This is a genomic window from Nonomuraea jabiensis, assembly GCF_014204795.1.
Taxonomy (GTDB): Bacteria; Actinomycetota; Actinomycetes; order Streptosporangiales; family Streptosporangiaceae; genus Nonomuraea; species Nonomuraea jabiensis.
The window spans coordinates 778,098-800,478 of record NZ_JACHMB010000001.1; the positions used below are offsets into that span (position 1 = coordinate 778,098).

The 22,381-nt window shown below is 69.5% G+C and carries 23 protein-coding genes and 1 pseudogene; 15 read left to right on the forward strand and 9 right to left on the reverse strand.

The window, feature by feature from the left end; translation table 11 throughout:
- Positions 1 to 17 precede the first annotated feature (17 nt).
- The 4 genes from HD596_RS03410 to HD596_RS03425 all read left to right on the forward strand — a co-directional run bounded on the left by HD596_RS03410 (position 18) and on the right by HD596_RS03425 (position 4,227).
- Positions 18 to 542 (forward strand): hypothetical protein, encoded by a 525-nt coding sequence (locus HD596_RS03410; RefSeq protein WP_185067834.1) that lies wholly within the window; start codon positions 18 to 20, stop codon positions 540 to 542.
- Entirely contained in the window at positions 535 to 1,083 is a 549-nt protein-coding gene (locus HD596_RS03415; RefSeq protein WP_185067835.1) for a hypothetical protein, read from the forward strand. Before HD596_RS03410 ends, HD596_RS03415 begins: the two co-directional genes overlap by 8 nt.
- Positions 1,084 to 1,172: 89 nt before the next feature.
- Positions 1,173 to 3,506 (forward strand): right-handed parallel beta-helix repeat-containing protein, encoded by a 2,334-nt coding sequence (locus HD596_RS03420; protein ID WP_246555623.1) that lies wholly within the window; start codon positions 1,173 to 1,175, stop codon positions 3,504 to 3,506.
- Positions 3,507 to 3,705: 199 nt separating this feature from the next.
- Positions 3,706 to 4,227 (forward strand): phospholipase, encoded by a 522-nt coding sequence (locus HD596_RS03425; protein WP_313042538.1) that lies wholly within the window; start codon positions 3,706 to 3,708, stop codon positions 4,225 to 4,227.
- Positions 4,228 to 4,681: 454 nt separating this feature from the next.
- On the opposite strand, the gene HD596_RS03430 is transcribed toward HD596_RS03425, so the two are convergent.
- Entirely contained in the window at positions 4,682 to 6,934 is a 2,253-nt protein-coding gene (locus HD596_RS03430; protein WP_185067838.1) for an ATP-binding cassette domain-containing protein, read from the reverse strand.
- A gap of 60 nt (positions 6,935 to 6,994) precedes the next feature.
- Here HD596_RS03430 and HD596_RS03435 point away from each other — a divergent pair, with 60 nt between their 5' ends.
- Both HD596_RS03435 and HD596_RS03440 read left to right on the forward strand, forming a co-directional pair.
- Entirely contained in the window at positions 6,995 to 7,972 is a 978-nt protein-coding gene (locus tag HD596_RS03435; RefSeq protein WP_313042542.1) for a helix-turn-helix transcriptional regulator, read from the forward strand.
- A gap of 453 nt (positions 7,973 to 8,425) precedes the next feature.
- The gene (locus HD596_RS03440; protein ID WP_185067839.1) at positions 8,426 to 8,824 is read left to right on the forward strand and encodes a hypothetical protein; all 399 of its coding nucleotides are present in this window, start codon (positions 8,426 to 8,428) and stop codon (positions 8,822 to 8,824) included.
- A gap of 96 nt (positions 8,825 to 8,920) precedes the next feature.
- On the opposite strand, the gene HD596_RS03445 is transcribed toward HD596_RS03440, so the two are convergent.
- The gene (locus tag HD596_RS03445) at positions 8,921 to 10,003 is read right to left on the reverse strand and encodes a LacI family DNA-binding transcriptional regulator (protein WP_185067840.1); all 1,083 of its coding nucleotides are present in this window, start codon (positions 10,001 to 10,003) and stop codon (positions 8,921 to 8,923) included.
- A 180-nt stretch (positions 10,004 to 10,183) separates the two neighbouring features.
- Here HD596_RS03445 and HD596_RS03450 point away from each other — a divergent pair, with 180 nt between their 5' ends.
- The 7 genes and pseudogenes from HD596_RS03450 (at position 10,184) to HD596_RS03485 (ending at position 17,584) form a co-directional block, all read left to right on the forward strand.
- A complete protein-coding gene (locus tag HD596_RS03450; RefSeq protein ID WP_185067841.1) occupies positions 10,184 to 11,038 on the forward strand; it encodes an ABC transporter substrate-binding protein in 855 nt (284 codons plus the stop codon).
- Between the two features lie 33 nt (positions 11,039 to 11,071).
- Positions 11,072 to 11,917, forward strand: a complete 846-nt coding sequence (locus tag HD596_RS03455) for an amino acid ABC transporter permease (RefSeq protein WP_185067842.1) — start codon at positions 11,072 to 11,074, stop codon at positions 11,915 to 11,917.
- Complete coding sequence (locus tag HD596_RS03460) at positions 11,914 to 12,675, forward strand: amino acid ABC transporter ATP-binding protein (protein ID WP_185067843.1); 762 nt, start codon at positions 11,914 to 11,916, stop codon at positions 12,673 to 12,675. Before HD596_RS03455 ends, HD596_RS03460 begins: the two co-directional genes overlap by 4 nt.
- The gene (locus HD596_RS64615; protein ID WP_185067844.1) at positions 12,672 to 13,733 is read left to right on the forward strand and encodes a Gfo/Idh/MocA family protein; all 1,062 of its coding nucleotides are present in this window, start codon (positions 12,672 to 12,674) and stop codon (positions 13,731 to 13,733) included. The genes HD596_RS03460 and HD596_RS64615 overlap by 4 nt, the downstream gene beginning before the upstream one ends.
- A gap of 45 nt (positions 13,734 to 13,778) precedes the next feature.
- Complete coding sequence (locus HD596_RS03470) at positions 13,779 to 14,897, forward strand: NAD(P)/FAD-dependent oxidoreductase (protein ID WP_185067845.1); 1,119 nt, start codon at positions 13,779 to 13,781, stop codon at positions 14,895 to 14,897.
- Positions 14,898 to 15,464: 567 nt separating this feature from the next.
- Positions 15,465 to 15,818: a hypothetical protein gene (locus tag HD596_RS03475; RefSeq protein ID WP_221519160.1), complete on the forward strand. Its 354-nt coding sequence runs from the start codon at positions 15,465 to 15,467 to the stop codon at positions 15,816 to 15,818.
- 66 nt (positions 15,819 to 15,884) lie between these two features.
- Positions 15,885 to 17,584, forward strand: a pseudogene (locus tag HD596_RS03485) (DUF4158 domain-containing protein).
- Here HD596_RS03485 and HD596_RS03490 read toward each other — a convergent pair.
- Positions 17,542 to 18,758, reverse strand: a protein-coding gene (locus HD596_RS03490; RefSeq protein ID WP_376775819.1) for an IS3 family transposase whose coding sequence is annotated in 2 segments (ribosomal slippage) — positions 17,542 to 18,449 and positions 18,449 to 18,758 — 1,218 coding nt in all. Because the reading frame shifts where the segments join, the coding sequence is not laid out codon by codon here. The pseudogene HD596_RS03485 and the gene HD596_RS03490 overlap by 43 nt on opposite strands.
- A gap of 69 nt (positions 18,759 to 18,827) precedes the next feature.
- Between HD596_RS03490 and HD596_RS03495 the strand changes: the two genes are divergently transcribed.
- On the forward strand, positions 18,828 to 19,046 hold the full coding sequence (locus HD596_RS03495; protein WP_185067849.1) for a Tn3 family transposase: 219 nt from the start codon (positions 18,828 to 18,830) through the stop codon (positions 19,044 to 19,046).
- 23 nt (positions 19,047 to 19,069) lie between these two features.
- Here the strand turns inward: HD596_RS03495 and HD596_RS63520 are convergent, their stop codons facing one another.
- The 6 genes from HD596_RS63520 to HD596_RS60150 all read right to left on the reverse strand — a co-directional run bounded on the left by HD596_RS63520 (position 19,070) and on the right by HD596_RS60150 (position 21,921).
- Positions 19,070 to 19,198, reverse strand: coding sequence for a hypothetical protein (locus HD596_RS63520; protein ID WP_281398139.1), 129 nt, complete (start codon positions 19,196 to 19,198; stop codon positions 19,070 to 19,072).
- A 2-nt stretch (positions 19,199 to 19,200) separates the two neighbouring features.
- Positions 19,201 to 19,839 carry an ABC-2 membrane transporter-related protein gene (locus tag HD596_RS03500; RefSeq protein WP_185067850.1) on the reverse strand — a complete coding sequence of 213 codons (639 nt, stop codon included), beginning with the start codon at positions 19,837 to 19,839 and terminating at the stop codon, positions 19,201 to 19,203.
- Positions 19,836 to 20,531, reverse strand: coding sequence for an ABC transporter ATP-binding protein (locus HD596_RS03505; protein WP_185067851.1), 696 nt, complete (start codon positions 20,529 to 20,531; stop codon positions 19,836 to 19,838). Before HD596_RS03505 ends, HD596_RS03500 begins: the two co-directional genes overlap by 4 nt.
- On the reverse strand, positions 20,528 to 21,010 hold the full coding sequence (locus tag HD596_RS03510; RefSeq protein WP_185067852.1) for a hypothetical protein: 483 nt from the start codon (positions 21,008 to 21,010) through the stop codon (positions 20,528 to 20,530). The genes HD596_RS03505 and HD596_RS03510 overlap by 4 nt, the downstream gene beginning before the upstream one ends.
- Complete coding sequence (locus tag HD596_RS03515; RefSeq protein WP_185067853.1) at positions 21,007 to 21,531, reverse strand: RNA polymerase sigma factor; 525 nt, start codon at positions 21,529 to 21,531, stop codon at positions 21,007 to 21,009. Before HD596_RS03515 ends, HD596_RS03510 begins: the two co-directional genes overlap by 4 nt.
- Positions 21,532 to 21,609: 78 nt before the next feature.
- The gene (locus HD596_RS60150; protein ID WP_313042564.1) at positions 21,610 to 21,921 is read right to left on the reverse strand and encodes a recombinase family protein; all 312 of its coding nucleotides are present in this window, start codon (positions 21,919 to 21,921) and stop codon (positions 21,610 to 21,612) included.
- Here HD596_RS60150 and HD596_RS60155 point away from each other — a divergent pair.
- Entirely contained in the window at positions 21,868 to 22,368 is a 501-nt protein-coding gene (locus HD596_RS60155) for a tautomerase family protein (protein WP_221519162.1), read from the forward strand. The two genes, HD596_RS60150 and HD596_RS60155, sit on opposite strands and share 54 nt — an antisense overlap.
- Positions 22,369 to 22,381: the final 13 nt, after the last annotated feature.

Sequence of the window (22,381 nt, forward strand, 5' to 3'; positions counted from 1 at the left end):
CCGAGGAGAGGACGGTTATGGCATTCGCGGTGGCGCGGACGAGGGATGAGGCGCATCTCTACCTCGACCTGCACCCGTGCGCCTGCGGGTCGGTCGACACGACCTGGCACAGCGGGCTGGTGAGCGTCGAGGAAGGGCTGGTCAACCGCTATTCCGGCGTCTGCGGGGGCTGCGGGACGGCCCGGGAATACCTGTTCGGCCTGCCGGAGCGTCCCGTGGTGCCGACCGGCTATCCGACGTTCGGCGGGGCGGAGCCGTCCGAGCTGCTCGACGCGGGTGAATGGTTGTGGGTGGCCGACCTGAGCGCGGGCAACGTGCCGGTGGACGACCGGGCCGAGGCCCGGCGCACGCTGCGGGTCGCGACCGCGGCCGTCGAGGAGGTCGTCAAGTTCGTGCCGCCCGGGGCCGACGCGGTGCCCGACGACGGGTTCTGGTCCGAGCGCGGGCAGCAGCTGCGGGCGGCCGACCCCGGCAGGTTCCAGCTCGACCGGCTGCTCATCGTCAGGGACACCTACCAGGACCTGGCGGGCCGGCATGCCTGAGCGCGGTCTCGCCCGTTCCCTCGTGGAGGCGTACGTCTACTTCGACCTGGCGGCCGGCGGCGGGGAGCAGGGCGCGTCGCGCCGGGCGGCGGTCGAGGAGGACGCGGACGGCTGGGTGGTGCGGCTCGGCGGCACGGAGGTCCTGGTTCCCCACGAGGCCGAGGTCGTGGCGAGGCAGGCGGGGCTGATCTTCGGCTCCGGCCTGTCCGAGCTGATCGACCCCGGCCAGTGGGTGCTCGTCGCCGCCACCTATGCGAGGCGGGCGCTGGAGGGTGGGCTGTTCTTCGCCGCTGCCCCCTCGGACCCCGAGGCGTTCGGCAGGATCGAGACCGACTGGCGCTTCGCCGCCGACGCGGTGGCCGAGGCGCTGAAGTTCTTCCCTCCCGGCGCCGCCGAACTGCCCCCTGACGCCTTCTGGAGCGAGATGGGCAGGGCGTTGCGGGAGTCCGAGCCCCATCGGCTCACCCGGCAGAAGCTGGAGAGCGATCTCGCCTTCTACCGCCAGAGCCTGGACGACTTCCACCGTCTCCACGGCCGCTGAGGGGCGCGTCGTGGTCAAACGATTGATCTCCGGGTCGCACCTGTAATATTTTATCGATTATGGTGCGACGCAGCCGAATCAGAAGCGTGATGGTCATCCTGGTCGCGGCCTTACCGGCGACCGCCGCGACACCGGCCCTGGCGACAGCCGCCCCGCTCACCATGTACGTGTCACCGGACGGCAGGGACGGGGCCGACGGCACCAGGCAGGACCCGTTCCCGACCGTCGAGCAGGCCCGCGACGCGCTGGCGGGGCGGACCAGCGCCCGCTCCCCCGGGGTCGTCCGCATCAGGGGCGGCCTCTACCGGACGTCCAGGACCATCCAGCTCATCGGGGAGCGCAACTCCTACATCACCTATGCCGCCTATCCGGGCGAACGGGTGGAGTTCGCCGGGGTCACCACGCTCTCGCCGGAGAAGTTCCGCCGGTTGAGCGACCTTCCGGCGGGCGAGGCCAAGTGGTCGTCCAGGTCGCGGGTCCGCGAGTCGGTGTCCGGCAACGTCTTCGTCTACGACCTGGCCGCCGAGGGCATCCCGGCCGGGCGGCTCAACAAGAACGGGTTCAACTGGAAGCCGCAGCCGTACGCGCCCGAACTGATCACCGACGACGTCGCGCAGACGCTGGCGCAGTACCCGAACGGCGGCGAGAAGCTGGACCGCGCCGACCTCACCGTCAAGGAGGCGCCGAAGGGCGCCCGCGACTACTTCTCGGACAAGACCGCCGACGGCACCACCATGCCCTACGAGGACATGCTGAAGCTGCCCGGCCCCGCCTACACCGCCGTCGACCCCGCGCTCAAGGAGCGCTCCGCCACGTGGGCCCCGCCCGGCGGGACCCCCGACAACACGACGTACGAGACCGACGGCTGGCTCTCCGGATATTTCGGCAACAACTATGCCAACGACCGCGTACGCCTCGACTCCGTCAACGGCGACGAGCTCAGGACCCGCTACCCCACGATGTACGCCGCCACGGACAAGTGGACGTCGTTCGTGGCGCAGAACGTGCTGAGCGAGCTGGACGCCGAGGGCGAGTACTACATCGACCGCTGGAACGGCGGTGGCGTCCTCTACTACTACCCGCCCGGCGGCACGGTCGAGGGCAAGCGGATCAGCCTGACCTCCTTCGACGCCCCCTTCTTCACGCTGGAGAACGTCAAGGGGGTGACGCTCAAGGGGCTGCGGCTCAACGGCACGACCGGCACCGGCGTCCGCCTGCTCGACGCGGAGTCCTGCACCATAGACGGCCTGGAGATCCTCAACGTCAGCATGGACGCGGTCGCGATCGGCGAGGCCAACGACGCGATCACGGCCGTCGCCGAGTACCGCACCAGCCGGGGCGGCCACCGCAACCGGGTGGTCAACAGCACGCTGCACGACCTGGGCGGCGGCGGGGTGTTCACGGCCGGCGGCGACCGCGACTCGCTGGAGCGCGGCGACCACGTCGTGGAGCACAACGAGATCTACGACTTCTCCAAGCTCGCCACCTACACCCCGGCGGGCTACCTGTACGGCGTCGGCAACACCTTCAGGTACAACAACGTCCACGACGCGCCACACATGGCCATCCAGATCATGGGCAATGACATGGAGGTCAGTCACAACAGGTTCGAGAACCTCGTGACGCACGCCTCGGACCAGGGGGTGATCTACGCGGGCCGCGACTACACGTACCTGAACAACGTGATCTCCTACAACCTCTTCAGGAACGTCGGGCCGAAGGGAAACCAGGCCGTCTACATGGACGACGGGATGTCGGGGATGGTGATCCACCACAACTTCTTCGACGGGGCCCAGCACGGCCTGTTCTACCAGTCGGGGCACAGCAACGTCGCGACCGACAACGTCTTCAAGGACGTGACGTACGTGGGCCACGACAAGCTCTACCACGAGAGCGGCGGGCGGCTGCCGGTGCCCAACTCCAAGGTCGTGGTCGAGCGCTTCAACGACATGCTGAAGATCGGCGACGGCACCGGCTTCACCAACACGCGCGAGAACGTCGAGAAGTGGTACCGGCACTACGGCCGCCAGTACCCGAACATCCGGTCCTGGTACGTCCCGGCGGACTCGAGCGGCCGGATCTGCACCGCCGTCGGCACCACGGAGTGCACGGAGGCGTACGTCTGGCGCGACCCCGACTCGGTGTACGTGCCGTCCCACAACGTGCTGACCCGGTCGGTGAGCATCGCGTCAGGCGGCTTCGCCTACACCGACGACGCCGGCGGCCTGAGCAACCAGACGTTCAATCCGGACTTCGACTCCTACAACGTCAGCAAGGACACCGCCGCCGGCTTCGCCTTCGACCCGGTCACGGGGAAGTTCGACGCGGCCGCCACGCCGCTGAACTCGGCCGAGGGCTTCGGCCGGAGGTGGGTGCGGGAGTGGAACGCGCGCTTCACCCTGGAGGGCATCGGGCCTCACTGACTCCACGACTGACAGAAAAGCGGTGTCATGTAAAGATCGAGACTCGGCGAACCCTTCTTTCGGAATTGAGCAAGATCTGCTTCTGCCCTTCCGGGTGGTTTCGCGTCATCGTGAGGACGTGCATCCGACCCCCCGGCAACAGGAGCAGGTCCTCATGGTCAGACGATCCCGTGCGCTACTCGCCGCTTTCGCACTCTCTGTGATCACCGTACTCGGGTTCGCGTTGCCCGCCCACGCGGTGACGTTGGAGCAGAAGCTCGCCGCTCTTTCCGGTTTCTCGCAGCCCACGGCCGCCAGCGCCGCGTCCTGGCGGGCGGCCTGGGAGAACCAGGCCGCGTGGGCCGACTACGCCTTCGACTGGTCGACCGACCTGTGTTCGAGCAGCCCGGACCAGCCGCTCGGCTTCGATTTCCGGATGCCGTGCAGAAGGCACGATTTCGGTTACCGCAACTACAAGGACGTGAGCCAGTTCCCGGCGAACAAGTCGCGCATCGATGACTCGTTCTACTACGACATGAAGCAGGTGTGCGCCAAGTACTCGGGCGTCTCCAAGTCCACCTGCAACGGCCTGGCCTGGACGTACTACCAGGCGGTCAAGGAGTTCGGGAACCTGAACGTCACCCAGGAGCAGATCCAGGCGGTGCAGCAGGAGGCGCAACTGAGCGCCCAGAACGCCGAGAACGCGGAGAACGCCGAGACCGCTGAGAGCGTCGGATCCTGACAGCGAAAAGGGCGGGGATGCGCTGGCATCCCCGCCCTTTTCCGGTGGTGCGCCGCCAGGGACTCGAACCCCGGACCCGCTGATGAAGAGTCAGTGGCTCTTGTGTCGGATGCTTACGCAATGTGCCCGACGCGTCGCTCCATACAGAAATGCAACCGGCGGTGGGGTTGAGCGGCCTTGACCGTTCCGATTTGATCAGATCCGGGGTATCGGTCTCGCCTCATTGGCGCTCCTGGAAGGTCCCCTTGATGATGACGAGTCTGAGCAGAGTTGCACCGTGCGCACCATCTGAGCACGCCCGCATCCGGCAATCGCGCCTGGGCGACTTCGCCCTCTCGGAGGACGAGTCCTTCACATCGGCATCTGCCGGACCTTTCGCTACATCCTCTATACCCGGCCGCGTTGCGGGGCGCGCCGTTCAGCCGTGCTTCGGTCGCTCGACCGCCACCAGGCGTCAGCCGAGTGCTCGCAGATGGCGGGCCGTCAGGGAGCCCGGCGCGTGGACGAGGTCGCGGGGCGGGCCCTGGAAGACCACCTGCCCGCCGTGGCGGCCCGGCCCGGGGCCGAGGTCGATGACCCAGTCCGCCTGGCTGATCACGTCGAGGTCGTGCTCGACCACGACCGCCGTGGCGCCGCCGTCGACCAGGCGGTTCAGCAGTTCGACGAGGCCGGCGACGTCGGACATGTGCAGCCCCGCGGTGGGCTCGTCGAAGATGTAGACGCGGCCGGGCCGCTCGAGCTCGCTCGCGAGCTTGAGCCGCTGCCGCTCCCCGCCTGACAGGGTGCTCAGCGGCTGCCCGAGCGGCAGGTAGCCGAGCCCCACGTCCACGAGGCTCTCGAGCACCCGGCGGATCCGCCGTTCGGGAAAGACCTCGAGCGCCTCCCGTGCCGTGAGGTCGAGCACCTCGCTGATCGTGCGACCGCGATGGCGATACCGCAGCACGCGAGGGGTGAACCGGCGGCCGTCGCACTCCTCGCAGGTGCTGACCATCGGGTCCATGAACGCCAGATCCGTGTAGAGCACGCCGAGCCCGCCGCACCGCGGGCACGCGCCTTCGGCGTTCGGGCTGAACAGCGAGGCGCTCACCCCGTTCTCGGCGGCGAAGAGCGAGCGGACGGTATCGAGGATCCCGGTGTACGTCGCGGGGCTGGAGCGGCGGGACCCGCGGACCGCGGCCTGGTCGACGAGCACGGCGTCGGGACACACCTCGGGCAGGAAGCCCCGGATGAGGGTGCTCTTGCCGGACCCCGCGACGCCGGTCACCACGGTCAGCGCCCCGATCGGGATGTCGACGTCGACGCCATCCAGGTTGTGCCGGGTGGCGCCGCGGATCTCGATGAACCCCGCCGGGCCGCGCGTGACCGCCTTCGGCCGCGGCCGGTGCCGGAGGTGCCGTCCCGTGGCCGAGCCGGACTCGGCCAGTCCGGCCACGTCGCCCTGGTAGACGATCTGGCCGCCGTCCAGGCCGGCTCCCGGTCCCAGGTCGATCACGTGGTCCGCCGCCGCGATGACGTCGGGGTCGTGCTCCACGACGATGACCGTGTTCCCCTTGTCGCGTAGCTCACGCAGGAGCGCGGTCAGCTGGGCCACGTCGTGCGGGTGCAGGCCGACGCTCGGCTCGTCGAAGAGGTACGTCATGTCGATGAGACTGCTGCCCAGGTGGCGTACCATCTTGACCCTTTGTGACTCGCCGCCGGACAGCGTCGAGGTCGGCCGGTCCATGGTGAGGTAGCCGAGCCCGACCGAGATCAGGCGCTCCAGCTGGGTGACGACGGCGGCGACCACCGGCCGCGCCTCCGGGACGTCGAGTGGCCTGATCACCTCGACCAGCTCGCCGGCTTCCATGGCCGCGCACTCGGCGATGTTACGGCCGCCGATCCGGCTGGACAGCGCGGCCTCGGAGAGACGGGCGCCGTGACAGGTGGGGCAGGGTCCCTTGGTGACCACCCGTTCGTAGGCCTCCCGAGTCCTGCCCCTGAGCGACTCGACGTCCTTGGGCAGCCAGATCCGCTCGAAGCGCGGCAGCAGCCCCTCGAAGTTGGCGGCCGGTCCGCTCCGGCCGCGCGGGCTCGCGGGCACGCCCTCGCCGTGCAGGAAGGCCCGCCACTCCCGCGGCGTGTAGCCGGACAGCGGCTTGTCGAGGTCGAACAGGCCGGATTCGGCGAACGTCCGCCACATCCAGCTTCCGACCTGGAACGTGGGGAAGCGGATGGCGCCCTCGTTGAGCGACAGCCGGCGGTCGACGAGCCGGTCGACGTCGACGGTACGCGTCGTGCCCAGGCCCTCGCACCGCGGGCACATGCCTTGCGGATCGTTGAAGGAGAAGGCGTTCGAGTAACCGGCGAACGGGCGGCCCGCCCGCGACCAGAGCAGCCGCATGAGCGCGTAGATGTCGGTGATCGTGCCGACCGTCGAGCGGGCGTTGCCGCCGAGGCGCCGCTGGTCGACGACGATGGCGGCGGACAGGTTCTCGATCTCGTCCACGTCCGGCCGGCCGTAGCGGGGGAGCCGGTTGCGGACGAACGCGGTGAAGGTCTCGTTGAGCTGGCGCTGGGCCTCGGCCGCGATGGTGTCGAAGACCAGCGACGACTTGCCGGATCCGGAGACACCGGTGACGACCGTGAGCCGGCCCTTCGGAACGGCCACGGTGACGTCCTTCAGATTGTGCTCCCGTGCTCCGGCGATGCGGATGTGATCGCGTGCCATGCGGTGAAGCTAGGCCGGGTTGTGGCCAGATCATGGCCACAACTGTGCGAACCTGACACGGTGCCCGATCCCAGCAAGCGGATGCTGGAGCTCCTGTCGCTCCTGCGGGACGGCCGTGCCTGGCAGGCCGCCGAACTCGCCGAGGCGCTGCGTACCTCTCCGCGTACGCTGCGGCGCGACATCGAGCGGCTGCGGGACCTTGGCTATCCGGTCTCCTCCGTCCGTGGTCCGGGCGGCGGCTACCAGCTCCTGGCAGGCCGGGCCATGCCGCCGCTGGTGCTCACCGACGACGAGGCCGTGGCGACCGTGGTCGGCCTGCGCTTCGCCGCGCTCTCCCGCGCCGACGGCTCCGCCGCCGCGGCGGACAGCGCGCTGCGCAAGCTCGGCCAGGCCCTCCCGCCGCGGCTGCGCCATCGGATCGAGGCGCTGTCGGCCTCCACCGAGGCCGTGTCGCGGGTGGCCCGGCCGCTGGACCTGCGGACCGTGCAGCTGCTGGGCACCGCCGCGCACGCGCACCAGGACGTCCGTTTCCACTACACCAGCCGCGCCGGGCGCGGTACGGAACGCCGGGTCCAGCCGTACCGGCAGGTGCTGTTCGGCGGCCACTGGTACCTGCTCGGCTGGGACGCCGACCGCCAGGACTGGCGCACGTTCCGCCTCGACCGGATCGATCGCCTCGCCGTTCCCGGCACCACGTTCATTCCGCACGAGCCGCCCTCCGGCGAGGCCGTCGTCTTCCCGCAGGGCAGCCCCTGCCATGGCGTGGTGCGGTTCGCCGCCCCGCTGGCCCACGTCTCCGGACGGCTGATGGCCCAGGCCGGCTCGCTGGAGGCGATCGACGACGACACGTGTCGCTACGTCACCGCCGCCGACTCCTGGGAGTGGCTGGCCGTCATGCTGGCCGCGGTGGGCGTGCCGTACACGATCGAGGGGCCGCTCGAGCTGGTCGCGTGCTCACGGCAGCTGGCCGAACGCATCGCCGCCGCCACGCGACAGAGCCCCGGTGTTGACAGTTCGGAGAGTCGGCGGAGATCTTAACCACACGAAGATCAATAGGGCCGAGCGGGAGTGAGCGATGAAGCCGGGCAGCATGGGGTTGCTCGCCGGTGTTCTCGTGGCGGCGACCGCCGGTCGTGCGGGTCGCCGTGGGCGAACGGCTCCAGATCCGTGTCGCCCGCTCGAGGTCCGCGGACACCTCGCTCAGCAGCGGCGCCGGGTCCGGCGCCGTCATCGCCCGATCGGCGAGGCCGCGGAAGCGCGGCACGTCCACGGCGGATTCGTCCACGTCGAGCAGGTAGGCCTCGCTGTAGTCCTGGGGAAATTGCCAACGGATTTGCCTGACCTGCGACGATGTACGCCCACAGTGACTGCTGTCCCGAGTCCCTTACCGTGTGGACCATGAGCGACAAGCCGGAGTTCGGGGCGATCCTGGTCACCGGCGGGGCCGCTCCGCGCCGCGGCCGCGCTCGCAGCTGAGCAGAAAGGCGACCGATGAACGCTGACGTGGTCAACGATCTGCTCCGGCAACGTGAGGAGATCAACCAGCGTCTCCGCGCCTTGCTTGAGCAGTGGGACGCGCGCATGGGTGCCATTCAGGACGAGCTGTTCGAATACGCCAGGAGGAACGCCTGCGAGATCAAGGCTGGCCGTATGCCCGACTCGCCATTGGGCGATGGTGCGTTCGCGGACATCGTAGATGGCATCCTGGTTCATCTTGTCGAGCGGGATGAGGACGCCGAGACGTTGCCCACCGTCGCGGTGCTCGTGTACGACCCTCGAACCAAGGTCCGTGTCGAGTTCAACACGCCTCCTGCTCCAGATGTCCTGGTCCCGCTGATAGCACCAGACCCACGACCTCATGCGCGGCATTCCCGGGTTATGACCCGGTAGAGGCGAGCGCCCGCCTCGAACGCCTGCTCGACGGCGACCCGCACTGACCGGCGAGGTCACCCCGGCGCGGCACACCGGTTCAAGAGCGCCGTTCGCTCAGGAGCGCGCCGAAGATCCGCCGCCCACCGGCCCGATCGAGCCGCGCCGGATCAGGACAGCGGGGAGGGGCACCAGGGGCGGGGAGTTGGTGGCGCCCCCGATCAGCGCGGCGAGCCGGGCTCCGGCCGCGTACCCGATGTCGTACGTCGGCTGCGCCACCACCGTGACCGGTGGCGTGACCAGCCGCGCCCACGGCTGGTCGTCGTACATCAGGACCGAGACGTCGTCGGGTATCCGCAGGCCCTCCTCCTGCAACGCCCCGACGACGACCTGGCCGATCAGGCTGTCGGAGGCGATGAGGGCCGTCGCCGGGCGCGGATCGCGGACGAGATCCACCACGGCCTTGCGGATCGCCGCCTCGTCGTGCCGGCAGGACCGCAGCAGGTCGGAATCCCAGGTCAGGCCGCGTTCGGTGAATCCGCCGACCAGGCCGGCGACGCGGGCGGCCACCGGGGACGGCAGCGGGTGGGGTCCGTCCGTGCGGACGTCGCTGCCGTCGGCGGTCGTGATGTAGCCGATCCGGCGGTGCCCCAGGGCCAGCAGATGCTCGGCCGCCTCGCGTGCCGCGGGCTCGATCTCGGCGCGGGCGGCGTCGACGGCGAGTCCGGGGAGGGTGCGGTCGAGCAGCACGAGCGGGCGGCCGGCGTCGACCACGGCCTGCAGATGGGCCGAATCACCCGTCGAGGCCGGGGCGACGATCAGCCCGTCGACCCGCTTGTCCATCAGCATGTCCACCGCGGCGCGCTCGGCCATCACGCGTTCGCCGGTGTTCGCGAGCACCACGGTGAAGCCGGAACGTTCGACCGCGTCGGAGATGCCCCGCGTCGCCAGCGAGAAGTAGGGGTTCTCGATGTCGCCGACGACCACGCCGACGCTGTGCGAGCGGCCGGTGTTCAGGGTCCGGGCCGGCTGGTTGGGGCGGTAGTTCAACCGGGCCGCGGCTGCCAGCACGCGTTCGCGTACGGCGTCGCTCACGGCGCCGTACGCTCCGAGCGCGCGAGCCGCCTGAGCCTTGGAAACGCCGGCCTCGCGGGCGACATCGGCGACGGTGATCTCGCGGTGGTTGCCTGCCTTCGCCATGAATCCTGCCTTGCTCGGGTCGCCTCAGCGCCGGCGACGGCGGACGGATGTCTGGGACATCGACGCTTGACGTGCGCGGGAGGCGTCTCCTAGTCTTCGGGAAATCCCACTGAGACCGGTCTCAATCAGCATACACGGGTGAGACCGGTCTCACTGAATCCCCACCCTTGGGCGGTCCCCGTGTCTTCAACCCCTCGCACATCCGTACTGGTGGCGCTGCTGGCGCTCATCGCCACGCTGGGCCTCGCCGCGTGCGGCGGCGGCAGCGCCGAGAAGAGTGCCGACAACCCCTACGGGCTGATCAAGCCCGGGCAGTTGCGGGTCGCCAGCCTCGGCGACGCCAAGCCCTACACCTTCACCGACGCCAACGGCCAGTTCAGCGGCTTCGACATCGAGCTCTTCCGCGACGTCGCCAAGCGGATGGGCATCACCGACGTCGTGTACACCGGCCAGGACTTCTCGGCCATCCTGCCGGCGGTGGCCAACGGCCAGTTCGACGCCGGCGTCGCCGCCATCGGCATCACCGACGCGCGCAAGAAGACGGTCGACTTCAGCACCGGCTACCTGGCCGGCTACCTCACCGTGATCACGAAGAAGGACTCCGGCATCACCTCCGCCGACGGGATCGCCGGCAAGCGGCTGGGCGTCGTCCAGGGCACGTTGCAGGAGGCGTACGCGGTCAAGAACTTCCCGAGGGCCAACCTGGTCCGCTTCCCGGACAACAACGCGGCCATCTCCGCGCTCAACCGCGGCTCGGTCGACGCCCACTTCCTCGACTACGAGGCGGCCAAGTCCTACATCAAGCAGTTCGGCCTGGTCAGCGCCGCCGACATCCCCTCCTTCGACGCCCCAGCCGGGTTCGCGATCAAGAAGGGCAACTCCGCTCTGAAGGCGGCGCTGGACAAGGCGCTGGTCGCGGCGATGGAGGACGGCACCTGGAAGCGGCTGTACGAGAAGTGGTTCCCCGGCTCGCCGATGCCCAAGCAGTACCTGCCCGGCGGCGACCACACCGGCGCGCCGGCCGCCGCCAAATGATCGGGCCGCCCGAACACGCAGAAAGGAGCTGACGTGGACTGGCTGGACGACCTGATCCGCACGTTCTTCGACTTCTCGGCGATGGCCGAGGTCCTGCCGCAGATGCTGGCGGTCGGCCTGGCCAACACGCTGATCATCTCGGTCGCGGCCACGGTGATCGGCCTGGTGCTCGGCATGCTCGTCGCGGTCGCGGGCATCTCGACCGCGCCGTGGCTGCGGATCCCGGCCCGGGTCTACACCGACCTCTTCCGGGGGGTGCCGGCGATCCTGACCATCCTGCTCATCGGTCAGGGGTTCGCCAGGCTCAGCCAGTCGATCTTCGGCCCTTCGCCCTACCCGCTGGGGATCATCGCGCTGAGCCTGATCGCCAGCGCGTACATCGGCGAGATCTTCCGGGCCGGCATCCAGAGCGTGGACAAGGGCCAGCTCGAAGCCTGCCGGGCGCTGGGGATGAACTACGCCAGGGCCATGCGTCTGGTAGTCGTGCCGCAGGGCGTGCGACGGGTGCTGCCGGCCCTGGTCAACCAGTTCATCGCGATCGTCAAGGACTCCAGCCTGGTCTACTTCCTCGGCCTGCTGGCCAGCGAGCGGGAGCTGTTCCGGGTCGGACAGGACGCCGCGATCCTGTCGGGCAACCTGTCCCCGCTGCTGCTGGCCGGAGTGTTCTACCTGGTCATCACGGTACCGCTGACCCACCTGGTGAACTACTTCGATCAACGGTTCCGCACCGGCCGGCGCAACGCCGGGCCGGTGAGCGGCCTCAAGGAGCTCGACGAGCTCGACAGCGGCAGCCCTCTCGCCACAAGGAGCGCCACAGGGAGCACCACAGGGAGCGCCACAGGGAGCGCCACAGGGAGCGCCACAGGGAGCAAGGCATGAACCACGCTAATTCCTCGGAGACATCGACCTTTCACGGCTCTAGCTTGGAGCTGGTCGGCCTGTCGATGGCGTACGGCAGCTTCGACGTGGTCCGCGACGTCAGCTTCGAGGTCCGGCCGGGCAGCACCACTTGCGTCATCGGACCGTCGGGGTCGGGCAAGTCGACCCTGCTGCGCGGCATCAACCGGCTGCACGAGCCCAAGAGCGGCGAGGTGCTGCTGGCCGGCGAGAAGGCCTCGAGCATGGTGCCGGAGCAGTTGCGGCAGCGGATCGGGCTGGTGTTCCAGCACTTCAACCTCTTCCCCGACCACACCGCCCTGGACAACGTGGCCCTGGCGCTGTGGAAGGTCAAGGGCATGCCCCGCGCCGCGGCGCGGGAGCGGGCCGGTCGGGCGCTGGCCGAGGTGGGGCTCGCGGAGCGGGCCGACCACCGGCCCCGCGACCTCTCCGGCGGACAGCAGCAGCGAGTGGCGATCGCCCGGGCGCTGGCCATGGAGCCGGAGGTCATGCTGTTCGACGAGGCCACCAGCGCGTTGGACCCCGAGCTGGTCAAGGGGGTGCTCAGCCTGATGGCCGGTCTGGGCGGGCGGGGCATGACCATGGTCGTGGTCACCCATGAGATGGGCTTCGCCCGCCGGGCGGCCGACCAGGTGGTCTTCATGGATGAGGGCGAGGTGGTCGAGCGGGGCAGCCCGGAGGAGCTGTTCGACCGTCCCCAGAGCCCGCGGTTGCAGCGGTTTCTTTCGGAGGTGTTGTGAGCAGGCAGGACGGCGGCCGGCCGATCCGGACGGGGATCATCGGCTTCGGCACCGGCGGGCGGGTCTTCCACGGCCCGCTGCTGGCAGCCGATCCCGGGTTCGAGGTGACGGCGGTGGTCACCGCCGACCCGGACCGCCGGGCACAGGCGGCGAAGGACCATCCGGGGGCCGCCGTGCTGCGGACCGCCGACGAGCTGTTCGCCGAGGCCGGCCGGCTCGATCTGGTCGTCGTCACCACACCGCCCGACTCACACTACGACCTGGCTCTGGCCGCGCTCGCCCGCGGGCTGGCCGTGGTGGTGGACAAGCCCTTCACGGTACGGGCCGAGCAGGGACGTGAGCTGATCGCCGAAGCCGAGCGGCGGGGGCTGCTCCTCACGGTGTTCCACAACCGCCGCTACGACGGCGATTTCCGCACGGTACGCCGGCTTGTGGGGGACGGGTCGTTCGGCGAGATCCGTACCTTCGAGTCCCGTTTCGAATGGTGGAAGCCGGACGAGCCCAAGGCGTGGAAGGCTCAGGCCCTGCCCGCGGCCGGCGGCGGGATGCTGTTCGATCTCGGGCCGCACCTGCTCGACCAGGCGTTGCAGCTGTTCGGGCCGGTCGGCTCCGTGCACGCCGAGCTCACCCGCTACCGGCCTGGCCCGGGCGGCGACGATGAGGCGTTCGTGTCCCTGGTGCACGAGAGCGGGGTACGCACCCACCTCGCGATGAGCTCACTGGCCCCTGTCGAGCGGCCCCGGTTCACGATCGCCGGATCGGCGGCGGGCTTCGTCAAATGGGGACTCGACTGCCAGGAGCAGCAGCTGGCCGCTGGCCTCGGTCCTGGTGACGCGTCGTACGGCCGGGAGCCCGAGGAGCGCTGGGGGCGGCTGGGCGGACGGGACGGACAGTCGCCGGTGCCGACCGAGCCGGGCGGCTACCCGTCCTTCTACGACGAGCTGGCCGTAGCCCTGACCGAGGGCGGCGCGCCCCCGGTCGCCGCCGGTGACGCGCTGGCGGTCATCGAGCTGATCGAGCAGATCTACGCCTCCACCGACATCCGTCGCGGTCACTGACCTTCCATACCCATGCCTCGTTCGGTGGCCCACGAAAGGACCTTCATGAGCAGCACCCAACCCCGGACCGTCGTCGTCGGCGGCGGCATCATCGGGGTCTCCACCGCCCGCCACCTCGCCCGGGCCGGCGCCGACGTCACATTGATCACCGAGGGGGAGCTGACCAGCAACGCTTCCGGCCGTTCGCTGTCATGGCTCAACTCCGCGGGCGTGCGCAGCGAGGAGTACCACCGGTTGCGGATGGCCGGAATCGACCGCTACCGGACCCTGGCGGCCCGGCACCCGGGCCTCGGCTGGCTGCGCTTCGACGGTGGCCTGGCCTGGCAGGCGCCGGAGCACGCCGACGACCTGCACCGGATCCACGAGCACGAGCTGGCGCACGGCTACGACAGCCACGTGATCGACCCCAGCCGGGTGGCCGACTACACCCCCGGCGTCGACCCGGCGGCCATCTCACCGGCCGGTGCCATCTGGAATCCGGGCGAGGGCTGGGTGGACCTGCCCCACCTCGCCCAGCACCTGATCAAGGAGTTCGTCGAGCACGGCGGCCGCCTGGTGACCAACGCCGGACCGGCCCGGGTCGAGACCGCGGGCGGGTCGGTGTCCAGGGTCCGCACCGCCGAGGGTGAGTCGCACGCCGCCGACACGGTGGTGCTGGCCACCGGGCCGGCGGTGCCGGCGATGGCCGCCGAGCTCGGCGTCGCCATCCCGGACCAGACGCCGATCTCCCTGCTGGTGACGACCAAGCCGGTCGACACGCCGCTGCGCGCGGTGCTCAACACGCCCCGGGCCGCGGTCCGCCCGGCCCCGCACGGCGCCCTCGCGGTCGACTCGGACTGGACCACCGCCGGCATCCGCCCGACCGCCGATGGCGGCTTCGCCATCTCCGACGAGATCGTGGCGGAGCTGCTGGCGGAGGCTTCCCGGCTGCTGGCCGGCAACCCGCGACTGGAGCCGGAGCGCCTGGCGATGGGGCCCAAACCGATCCCCGGCGACGGCGATCCGGTGCTCGGCCGGGTCGACGAGGTCGGCGGCCTCTGGGCCGCCTTCACCCACAGCGGCGCCACGCTCGCGCTCATCGCCGGTGAGCTGCTGGCGTACGAGATCAGCACGGGCCGGGCGCACCCCATGCTGGCCCCGTTCAACGCGCGCCGGTTCCGGTAGGCCGGCGCCCGACCGATCACGGGCGGACGGCACTCTCGTCCGCCCGTGATCGGGATGCCCAGTGCTTAGAGCCTGCCGACAAAGGCTAAAGTGCTGGCGGGCATGGGCCCATAGAGAGCTGGTCCGATCTTGTTGATGTAGCCCTGGTGGGACCATTGCGACAGCTGGACGCGGAAGCTGTTGACGTTCTCGATCTCGAGGATGGCGGCCAGTTCGCTTCCTCGTCAGGCTCGCCACGGCTGAGCGGCCAGGAGTTGCAGGACCTTGCCGCGCCGGTCGGGGCTGGACAAGATCGGCAGCGGTGCCGGGTCACTCCAGCGGCTTAAGGGTGGCAGGCCCGCCGGTTCGCGCGTCCGGCGGCGGGTAACTAATAACCCTTGAGTTCCACCTGGCTTCTTTCGCCTCTCTAGCCTCAGGACCTGGGCGTTTCTGCTGGCGCTCCGGCTTCTGCAGACGTTGATGAGATTTCGGGGATTCTGAAGGTCTATCGTCCTGGTCGTTCGTCTTTCTGTGATGGTGAAGGCGAGGTGGCCGGAGTTGGCGCTGGCGGTGGTGAAGGATCTTCGGGTGGCGCGTGCCCCGGCCACCGCCGAGGACCTGGAGGCGCTGGAGACCGACGTGCTGGCCGGGTTCGTGCTGGCCCGGGCGGCGGCAGGGCTGTCGGACGGGACGATCTCCTCCGATGTGGTGCATCTGGAGCAGGTGCGGGCCTGGTTCGGCCGGCCGCTGTGGGAGATGGAAGCGGCCGACGCCGATACGTACTTCGGCAAGGTGCTACGCGCCACCGCCAAGGGCACCCGGCTGGCCCGGGCCCAGGCGATCAAGACGTTCTTCCTGTTCCGGGGTGTGGGGACTATTTCCTCAGAGAACAACGCTAAGGACTTTCCGCACGTCAGCAAGGGGTGCGCTGAGCATGGCTGACGGATCAAGGTCTCAGCTTGGATGTACTCGCCGGTAGCTAGCGGTTGATCATTAGTTTCGCCCCTTGTGGCCGAGTATCTGTCCGATGAGCAGGTAAGCCGGTATGGCCGGTTTCCGGCGGCGCCGTCGCCGGCTGATCTGGAGCGGTTCTTCTATCTGGATGCCCCGGCGTTGGCCAAGGTGGCGGAGAAGCGTGGTACTCACAACCGGCTGGGCTGGGCGGTTCAATGGGGCACGATGCGGATGCTCGGCACGTTCCTGCTTGATCCGCGAGATGTTCCGCACGCCGCGGTGGACTATGTGGCCGAGCAGATCGGTGTGGCGGACCCGTCGTGCATCAAGCTGTATCCGGAGCGGGCCCAGACCAGTGGGACCATCAGGGCGAGATCCGGGAGCTGCTGGAGTACCGGGAGTTCGCCGAGGGCCAGGACGAGCTGCTGAGATTCCTGGGTTCGCGGGTGCGGAACTTCCGGGTCTCGCGGCGGGAGTTGTTCGACCGGGCGGTGGTGTGGCTGATCGACAACAAGGTCGTGCTGCCGGGGATCACCGTGCTGGAGCGGCTGGTACGCGATGTGCGCACGGACGAGCTGGACGCGATCAACGTCTTGCTGACCGAGCGGACGCCGGTGGAACTGCGGCGCGAACTGCTGGAGACCCTGGAGGTCCCCAACGGCCGGAGGGTCTCTACGCTGGAGTGGATGCGCACCACCGTGACGGACGTGTCCAGGACCGGGCAGGGCAAGGCGCTGGAGCGGGTCGAGGCAGTGTGGGCGCTGGGCGGCGGCGCGGTGGACACCCTGGGGGTGGCGCCGGTGAAGCTGGCCGAGCTCGCCGCGTACGGGATGTCCGCCAAGGCCCCGAAGATCAAGCAGCTGGAGGCGATGCGGCGCTCGGCCACGTTGCTGGCGACGGTCCGGCATCTGGAAGGCGCGTCGGTGGACGACGCGCTGCTGCTGTTCGACGTGCTGATGGCGACCAGGCTGCTGTCGCGCGCCGCCCGGGCCGGGCGGGAGCAAAAGCTGCAGTCGCTGCCCAGGCTCCGCAAGGCCGCCGCTGACCTGGCCGCGGCGGTCGCGGTCGTGTATGCGACGCCGTTGGAGGCCGAGAAGGGGCCGACGCGGGCGGCGGATCTGGTCGGCCGGATCGAGCAGGTGATCTCCAAGGAGCGGCTGACCGCGGCGCTGGATCTGATCGCCGAGCTGGTGCCGGGTGAGGAAGACGACGACGATCTGGAGTGGCGGGCGGAGTTGATCGCCCGGTTCAAGACGGTCCGGCCGTTCATCGACTCTCTGGCCCAGGTGATCCCGTGGGGCTGCACCCCGGCCGCGACGCCGATAGTGAAGGCGGTCAAGGACCTGCCCACCTTGCTGGCGCGCGGCAAGTACGCCGGGGTCGAGCACATGCGCGAACACGACGGACTGGTGAGCGGGTCGTGGCGGCGGCTGGTGTATCACAACCCGAACCTGCCCGACGGCTCGCTGGACCGTGCCGCCTACACCTTCTGCCTGCTGGAGGCCCTGCACGCGGCTCTGCGACGGCGCGACGTCTACGCGATCGGCGCTGACCGGTGGGGCGATCCGCGCGGCAAGCTGATCCCGCAGCCGGTATGGCAGGTGCACCGCGACAGCGTCTTGACCGCGCTCGGCCTGGAGATGGACCCGACCCGGCATCTGCAGGATCTGGCCGAGGACGGGGGCTCGCCCCGAAGTGTGGACACGGGTTGTTATGCGGCGAGCAGCACCTTATCGGTGGTTTGCTGCTCGTAGTCGATAGGGCTGAGGTAGCCGAGGGTGGAGTGTCTCCTTCGGGTGTTGTAGCGGGTGATCCACTTGAAGACGGCCAGGCGGGCCTCACGCGCCGAGGACCAGCGCTTGGCGCCCTGCAGCGTTTCGCGTTTGAGGGTGGCGTTGAACGCCTCCGCCGCGGCGTTGTCGGCGCTGGTGCCGACGGCTCCCATGGACTGGCGCACGCCGAGCTCGGCGCAGACCTTGGCGAACTCGGCCGAGGTGTACTGGGCCCCGTGATCGGCATGGAAGACCGCGCCGTGCAGGCTGCCCCGTGTCGCAGCGGCCGCGCGCAGCGCGTCGCTCACCAGCTCGGTGCGCATGTGATCGGCGATCGACCAGCCCGCCAGCCGGCGTGAGCCCAGGTCCAGGACGGTCGCCAGATACAGGAACCGGCCCTCACCGACGGGCAGGTAGGTGATGTCGCCGACATAGCGCCGGTTCGGGGCCGGCGCGGTGAAGTCCCGCTTGATCAGGTCGGGCACCTTGTGATGCGAGAGTTCCGGAACCGTGGTGCGCACCTTCTTGCACAGGTGCAGCCCGACGATGCCGAAACTGCGCATCACCCGCGCGACCCGCTTGTGGTTGACCGTGTGGCCCCGGGCGCGCAGCTCGGCGGTGATGCGCGGACTGCCGTAGGTGCCGTCGAACGCGCCGTGGATCTGCTTGATCTCCGCGGCGAGTGCGGCATCGGCCGCGGCCCGCTCCGCCCGGGCCGGCGCGGCCTTGCGCCACCGATAGAACCCCGAGCGCGACACCTTCAGGACCCGGCACAGCCGCTTCACGCCGAAGGCGCCCGCGTGGTCGTCGACGAACTCGAAGCAGCTCACCAGTTCGTCTCGCCGGCGAAATACTCCGCCGCCCGGCGCAGGATGTCGCGCTCCATCTCCAGCTCCCGGATCCGCGCCTTGAGCTGCTTGTTCTCCTCTTCCAGCACGTCGTCGGACGATAGCGGGCCCCGCGCCGGCTTCCTCGCCACCCCCCGCTCCTTGGCGCCCGCGGTACCGTCCGCCTGGGCCTGACGCACCCAGTTACGCAGCGTCTCCCGGCTGATCCCCAGGTCCTCAGCCACCGAGGCCAGCGTCCGTCCCGGATCGGATAGATACAACGCGACGGCGTCCGCCTTGAACTCCGGCGGATACGACTTCATCGCCACGTGGAACTCCTTGTCTCCGGATCTCCATCATCCGGTACTCAAGGTGTCCACACATCGGGGGCAGGGCCCATGAGCGTGTTGTGCCTGCGCATCCTGCAGCCCGCGCTCGTGTACATCAACACCCTGATGCTGCAGGACGTCCTCGCCGATCCGGCGTGGGCCAAGCTGCTCAACCCCGCCGACCGGCGCGGACTGACCCCGCTGTTCTGGCAGCACGTCCAGCCGTACGGTGAGGTGCGGCTGGACGTGGCCAAACGTCTGGCTCTGGGTTCTTCAGACCGTGACTGAGGCCGGCTCACCACGCAGGCGCTTCAGCCCAGTAGCGTAATCACACCAGTGAGGAGTATCGCGGCGACGAGCACGGCCACTACGACCAGGACCGTCGTGCCAAGGCGGCGGCGGATGAATTTCGGGTTGTGGGCCATCGCGATGTCCTTCATGGCTAGGCTCGGTGTCGGATCGCCAGGTAGGCGATACCGGTCAGGGCGAGGGTGAGTGCCAGGTAGGCGGCCGTTTCGGTCCACTGCATGGTCCAGAAGGGCAGATCGAATCGTCCGCGCAGGGCCCGGCCGGCGAGTTGGCCGGCACCGACCAGGAGCACTGACAGCGGCATGGCGATGCGGGTGTGCCGGGTGACCGCGCCGAGTGCGACGCCGAGTGCCAGTGCGAACAGCGACCTGCCATAGGGGACCGGGCCGTGGCTTTCGTAGTACGGCCAAGCCATCGGATTACCCCCAGTGTCCGGCAGGGACCAGGTCAGCACCGCGGCGAGGGCGGCGGTCGCGGTCAGGGCGCCGGCCGCCGCGACGGCGAGGACGGCGGCCAGCCAGCGGCCCCGCGACAGGCTCTGGGTCCAGGCGAGCTTGTAGGTACCAGCTTCGAACTCCCGGGCAATGAGGGGAGCGCCCCAGATCAGGCAGATCGCGCCGGCCAGGAATCCCGCCAGTTGGAAGGTGAGCCCGGTCAGGTCCGGCTCCAGCCGCTCGACCGTGGCGGCGACACCGTACAGCAGGAGCAGCGCGGCGATGGCGGCAGCCTGGGCGCGCTGCCCGCGCCAGGCCACCCACAGCAGGCCGCTCATCGAACCGCCTCGGGATTGCGCAGGTAGTGCAGAACGAGATCCTCCAGATCGGTGGCGGGGTGGCTGCTCAGCAGGCCGGCGAAGCTGCCGCACAGCCGGACCCGGCCGGCGCCGAGCAGGATCAGGTGATCGCACACCTCGGCCAGGTCGGCCAGGATGTGGGAGGACAGCAGCACGGTGGCTTCCAGCTCGCGTACCGCGTCCATCACCTGCAGGCGGGCCAGCGGATCGAGCTCGGCCAGCGGCTCGTCCAGCACCACCAGGTCGGCGCGCTTGCCGACGGCCAGCGCGAGCGCGAGGAGCGTGCGCTGGCCGCCGGACAGTCGGTCCACCCGCTCGCGCAGGCTGATGTCGTGCCCGGACAGCAGTGACTGCGCAGCCGCGCGATCCCAGCGGAGGTTGGTCGCGGAGCCGAAGCGCAGCAGGTCGGCGACGCTCCACCGGCGATACAGTGGCTTGTCCTGGGCGACGAACGCGACCGCGGCCGTCTCCAGCGGACGGCCGAAGACCTCTGCCCGTCCCGTGGTGGGCGTCAGCAGGCCGGATACCAGGTTCAGCAGCGTGGACTTGCCTGCCCCGTTCGGCCCGACCAACGCGGCCCTGGCCCCGGCGGGCACCGCGATGGTGGCCTCGCGCAGCGCCCACCGCTGCCGGTAACGCTTGCCCAGGCCGCTGGTCTGCAGCGCGTTCACCGCTCCTCCCGGCCAGTCAGCTCGTGCATGCGGCGCAGCAGCGCTGCGCGCCGGGCATGGGCGCGCACCACCAACGCCAGAGTCATCGCGACGAACAGGCCCCCGACCACCAGGGCAAGCCCCACCCCCGTGCCGCGCTGCACGGCCACAACGGTCACGACCGCCATGGTGGCGAGCGAGGCGGCCAGGCCAATCCAGGCGGCGATCACCCGATCGGTGGCGAACAGCGGAACCCGGCGCGTCAGCAGCCACCCACCGTAGGCTGCCCAGGCCAGGCAGAACACGACGAACAACGCGAACGCCAAATGCGTGCGCCCGGGCAGCGGCCCTGGCTCCGACCACCACAACGTGCCCACGAACACCGCGCCGGCCACACCGGCCAGCAGTGTCGTCACCGCCCGGATCCGGACTCTCAGCGACAGCACCGGCGTCAGATGCTCAATGATGTCCTGCGCCGACAGGCGCGGTTCGTCTGTCATGGCCGGTATCCCTTCTCCTCCAGGTGTTCACGCAGCAGACGACGGGCGCGGCTGAGCCGGGACTTGACCGTTCCGGCCGGGATCTGGCAGATGTACGCGCACTCCTCCACCGGCAGGTCCTCCAGGTAGAACAGGACGAGGATCTCCCGCTCCAGCACCGGTAAAGCCGACAGCACGCTCACGAGCGCGGCGCGATCCACCATGGCCTCAACCGGGTCTTCGGTGGCCACGTCGTCGGCCGCGAGCGTCTCCTGCTCGCGGGCGTACTCGCCGCGCAGCCGGTCGGTGATCGACCTCCGGGCGATCGTGAACAGCCACGGCGCGAACCGGCCCGGGTCCCTCAGCCGGGGCAAGCCGCGGACGACGGCCAGCCAGATCTCCTGCGTCACGTCGTCGGCCCGGTCAGCATCCAGCATGCGGCGCACATAGATCCACACCGGCATCCGCCACCGAGCCAGCAACTCGGCCAGCGCCGCGCGCTCTCCCAGCTGAGCACGCACCACCAGCAGCTCATCGGTCATCTCGTCCTCCCGTCATCTTGCACAGTCGGGCGAGAAGCCAAGAAGGTTCACGGTTCCCGGATCACCTATGGAGCATGCTCACCGCAGGCTACGATCCAGGTGCCGATAGATCGTGGCGCGGCTGACGCCGAGCCGATCAGCAATCTGCTGGACGGTGTAGCGTCGCTTACCGTCCGATCCCTTCATGTCGTACAGCGCGCGGGCCATCTCCACCCCGTGCGGGTCCAGCGAGGGAGGCCGCCCGCCGACGCGGCCCCGCGCGCGGGCTGACGCAAGACCTTCGAGCGTGCCCTCGACGATAAGCTCGCGCAGGAACTCGTCGAAGGCGCCGAACATGTGGAACTGCAGGCGCCCGGAGGGTGTGGAAGTGTCGATGCCCTGCTTGAGCACCAGCAGGTCGACGTCGCGCTCACGGAGTTGCGCGGCCAGGTCGAGCAGATGCCGCAGGAGCGCCGCGAGAAGATCGGCGGGCAGCTGGTTTCGGAGGTGATGATCGCTGAGGGCGCCCCCGACGTCGAGGCAGCCAGGTCCATCTCATGGCTGGTGGTGAACGAGATCGACGCCTGGTTCGTGGGCGGCCGACAGTTGCCCGCCGGAGAGAAGCCCAAATACGTGGTGCGAGTGGGGGTCCCGGCCGGTTCGATGAACGATGACAAACGCCGAGACATTGTGCGGCGGGTCACTCGGGTGCTCGCGGACGCCGACATCGATCCGGGACGGTTCACCCAAGCCACCACTGCGTGGGTCCACATCAACGAGATTCCGGAGGGCAACTGGGGGGCAGGCGGGGAGATCGTCCGCATCGAGGACATCGTGGCGTTGGTGGCTAACGGTTAGAAGGTGTCTTCCA